At 65.9% G+C, this 3694-nt stretch carries 4 protein-coding genes; 2 read left to right on the top strand and 2 right to left on the bottom strand.

Annotation, left to right across the window (positions count from 1 at the left end; translation table 11 throughout):
- Both ACH4C6_RS36160 and ACH4C6_RS36155 read right to left on the bottom strand, forming a co-directional pair.
- On the bottom strand, nt 1-254 hold a 254-nt coding region (locus ACH4C6_RS36160), incomplete at its 3' end, for a hypothetical protein (RefSeq protein WP_398112812.1).
- Nucleotides 255-584: 330 nt separating this feature from the next.
- Entirely contained in the window at nt 585-1448 is an 864-nt protein-coding gene (locus tag ACH4C6_RS36155; protein ID WP_398112811.1) for a hypothetical protein, read from the bottom strand.
- 405 nt (nt 1449-1853) lie between these two features.
- Between ACH4C6_RS36155 and ACH4C6_RS36150 the strand changes: the two genes are divergently transcribed.
- Together ACH4C6_RS36150 and ACH4C6_RS36145 are read left to right on the top strand one after the other, a co-directional pair.
- The gene (locus ACH4C6_RS36150; RefSeq protein WP_398112810.1) at nt 1854-2651 is read left to right on the top strand and encodes a GntR family transcriptional regulator; all 798 of its coding nucleotides are present in this window, start codon (nt 1854-1856) and stop codon (nt 2649-2651) included.
- A complete protein-coding gene (locus ACH4C6_RS36145; RefSeq protein WP_398112809.1) occupies nt 2648-3394 on the top strand; it encodes a glycosyltransferase in 747 nt (248 codons plus the stop codon). The genes ACH4C6_RS36150 and ACH4C6_RS36145 overlap by 4 nt, the downstream gene beginning before the upstream one ends.
- The last annotated feature ends 300 nt before the right edge of the window (nt 3395-3694 follow it).

Here is a 3694-nt window from a genome sequence, read left to right as displayed (position 1 = left end):
GGGCGGATCAGGTAGTCGCTGTTCGTCCACACCGAGCCGACCGCGAAGGGCTGGCCGTCGGGGCGCAGGGTGTCGCGGACGATGACCGCCCACCGGGCACTGGCCCGGCGCAGCAACTGCGCGGCCTCGGCCGGGTCGGTGATCAGCGCCAGGACCTCGAACCGACCGTCGGCGTTCTGGTAGATGGCTCCGGGGTGGCGGGGGCCGATCTCCTGATCGGTGCTGGGCAGAGCGATGGTGGCGGTGGGCATCATGCTGGAGCTCCGATTCAGGCGGGCGGGCATGTGGTCGCGCGGTGCGGTGTGCTGGGGGTGGGGCCGGCCACCGCCGGGCTGGGGCCGGCGGCCGTCACGCTCATGCGGCTGCGGGCGGACCGGAAGCGGCGGCCTACTGCCTTCCGACGCGGGGGCTGTCATGCTGTGCATCAGTAGGTCGTCCTTCTCGTGAGGTGAGGTGACCTGCTGCGACAAGAAGCCCCCAGGGCTGTCTCCCTGGGGGGTTCGTCGTGTGCGCGTCCTGCGCACTCCACCGCCAACCCAGCGCAAAGCGGGCCGGGTTGGCGGCGGGCAGTGCAGGCCTGCGGCTCAGGCGGCGGCGAGCGCGGACATATGGCAGCGGGTGGTGTACGCGGCGGCGGTCTCACCCGGGATCGGGGCGGGCAGCGCGGCCCTGACCGCAACCACCAGGGCGGTGTGCGCGGCCTGGTCCGCCGAGGTCAGAGGGCGGCGCCAGATCGTGGCCAGGTGCGTGTAGGCGACGCGGGTGAGGTGCTCGGCGAGGACGTCGCTCGCGCACCGGTCCTGGTCGGTCTGGGCCAGGGAGTGAATGGTGCCGGTGGCCAGGGCGCGGACGGAGCGGGGATCCCCAGCGGTCTGGGAGGTCATGGCCAGCGGGGCGCTGGCGGGACCGTCGACGGCCGCACCGCGAATCGGGGGGATCGCATTGGCAGGAACCTCACGGGCGGCGTCGGCCCGGCGGGCGGCGGGCATCGCACGCTCCCACTGGGCTCGCCTGTCGGCGGGGCGCTCCTGGGGCCGGGCGACATTGAGGGTCTGAACGGTCGCGCGGCGGTGGCGGGTGAGGTCGACGGCGAGGCGCTCCTCGCACGCCCACTCCGTGTACCGGTGGAGCCAGGTGTCCTTGCTGATGTCCACGTCGACGAGGCGGTTGCTGGAACGGCAGCGGATCGCGTCGGCGACGCCGGCCTTGCCGGTGTGGTGCGGGACGAGCTTGAGCAGGTAGCTGCCGCGGTGGGGAGTGACGGCCACCCAGGTGCCGCAATCCGGGCACACCAGCGAGATACGGCGCTTCTGCGTGGTTTCCACGGTGCGCATGTCGATGTGACCGGGCGACAAGGTCGACAGGACGATCGCGTCCAGGTGGCTGATACGGGAAGTACGGGTGCGGCCCTTGCGCTTGGCGGCCTTGGACATGGCGAACTCAGACATGGCGACTCCTCGGCAGGAAGGGAGGGGAAGGGGTTCGCGGGGCGGATGCTCTCTCCACCCACCAGGCCCACGAGCCAACAGCCCAAGTCCCGGCGGATAGACAGCGCATCAGCGCTGAGGTCGTACAAGCAGTCCCTGCTGGCCGAGGGGTTTGATCGTTCTACCGCCTCCGACCACCTGCCCATCTCCAGAGAGACGAGCTGCAGAAACTGCGGTGGTGCAGTTGGCTGAGCAGCGAGGAACCTACCCAGAACCAACTCAGTTCGGTTAGATCCATCTTGCGATGCATCTGCCGAGGGAGACAGTGCCACAAGCTCAGCGCGGGGTCAACAACCATCACAAGATGCATGTTGCCATCTTGCGATGGTTGTTGCGCAGGCATGGACAGAGTGAGAGAGTGCCTTCATGGCATCAACGTCTAAGTACCTGGAGCTGGCCGATGCGCTAGCCGCCCAGATTGAAAGAGGGGAGTACGCCCCTGGCCAGCGGTTTCCTACCGTGGTGGAGCTAGCTAAGGCGCGAAACGTAGCTCCCAACACCGTCAGCCGAGCGGTGCAGGTACTCAAGGAGCGCGGTCTACTCTCAGGTAAGGTCGGCGGTACAACCCGCGTCCGTGTCCAACCCATTCCGCAGCTCCGATCTAACGAGCGATACCAGACGGAAAAGGATCGGGTGCTGCTCCCGGAACAAGAGAGGCGCACTGCCGGCGTCGCGGAGCTGGACTCGGGGGTGTCGCTGGCAGAGATGTTCGAGAGCACGATTCGGATCGATGTGATCCCCGCCCCCTCTGACGTGGCCGAGACCCTGGGCTTGGAGGCAGGGGCGCTCGTGCGACGCAGCATCAGTACACGCCGCCACAAGGAGGGAGCGGGTGTTGGTAAGTCGGTCTCCTACATGCCTCATGACCTCGCCCGCAAGAACCCGCAGCTATTCGACCACTCGCAAGAACCCTGGCCTGGGGGTGCCCTCCATCAACTGCACACGCTGGGGGTGGAAGTCGACTGCATCATCGACGTCGTGTCGGCATCCATGCCGACGGACTCTGAGAGGGCCGAGCAGGACATTCCCCCAGGTGTGCCGGTGTTGCACATCCGAAAAATTTCATACTCCACCGACGGACAGGCTGTTGAACTGACTGAGATCCCGCTGCCGGCAGATCGGATCGAGTTGCGCTACGTCACTCCCTTGAAGAGGTGGCCGTGAAGATCATCAGCGTGGTGACACCCGTCTTCCAGGGGGGAGAGACCTACCTGCGCGAGGCCTATGAGGCCGTACGAACTGAACGCCAGAGACTGCCCCACGGATGGGACTTGCAGTGGCTGGTCCAGGAAGACGGAACCACCGGTCAGCCAGCCGCAGCACTCCCGCCTGAGCCGTGGATCTCGCTGGGGATGGCACAGCGAGGAGGTGCCGGGGCGGCACGTACAGCGGCACTTGCGCGAGCCAAGGGTGAGCTCGTGCGTGCTCTCGATGCTGATGACTTGATCTTGCCTGGCGGCCTCACTCGGGAAATCATCGCACTGCAGGAGCACCCCGAAGTCGGTTGGTGCGTGGCTGCCGGGCTAGACCTGCTGCCGAATGGCTCGCTAGTGCCAGGACCATGCGACCCGCCTGAAGGGCTTCTGACCTACGAGACACTCCTTACTGCATACGACGCCAACCGCTTCCCTGTCGTAGCTGGCCATCTAGCTGTACGAACGGACTTGCTACTCGCCGTAGGAGCCTGGCCGGCCCTTCCGGCTTGGGAGACAATCGCCGCCATCATGTGCTGTGCCGCAGTCTCAAATGGATGGATGATCGGCGAGGCGGGCGGCATCTATCGCAAGCATCCGGCTCAGACGACGGCCCAACCGAGCTATGCCGAGACAGTTGGAGTCGATGACCTGCGCGTCATCGTCCGGGCTCAGGCTGAAGCTCTACATGCCAGCGGATGGCGATGGCCATGAAGGAAGATAGGCGTGAAAAGCGAAGAGGGCGCCGTCACCACAACGGAGCCCTCTTCTAGGTCCGACTCATCAGCCTGCAAGCACCTGAGTCGTGATCCGGTGAGGTGACCTCGCCGGGGTGATGCCCGTGGGCCCGTAGGCTCACGCAGTCACCTATACCCAGAGTATGCGCATCGGATCGCGCAACGCCACTACTCCGAGTGCTCCGCTAGGTCGTGTCTCTTTGATGGGTTGATCAGTTGATCGGATGTGCCTGTCCGATTGATGATCACCGATGCGATGTGGGACCGGATCGAGCCG

Origin of the sequence: Streptomyces sp. NPDC017943 (genome assembly GCF_044328425.1) — a bacterium.
Classification (GTDB): domain Bacteria; phylum Actinomycetota; class Actinomycetes; order Streptomycetales; family Streptomycetaceae; genus Streptomyces; species Streptomyces djakartensis_A.
Note: the sequence above shows the minus strand (reverse complement) of the source record. Positions and strands in the feature narration are given on the sequence as shown.

Bases quoted from the DNA above. Each gene is read 5' to 3' on its own strand.
- ACH4C6_RS36150 (WP_398112810.1), top strand. From the start codon at position 1,854: ATGGCATCAACGTCTAAGTACCTGGAGCTGGCCGATGCGCTAGCCGCC.
- ACH4C6_RS36155 (WP_398112811.1), bottom strand. From the start codon at position 1,448: ATGTCTGAGTTCGCCATGTCCAAGGCCGCCAAGCGCAAGGGCCGCACC.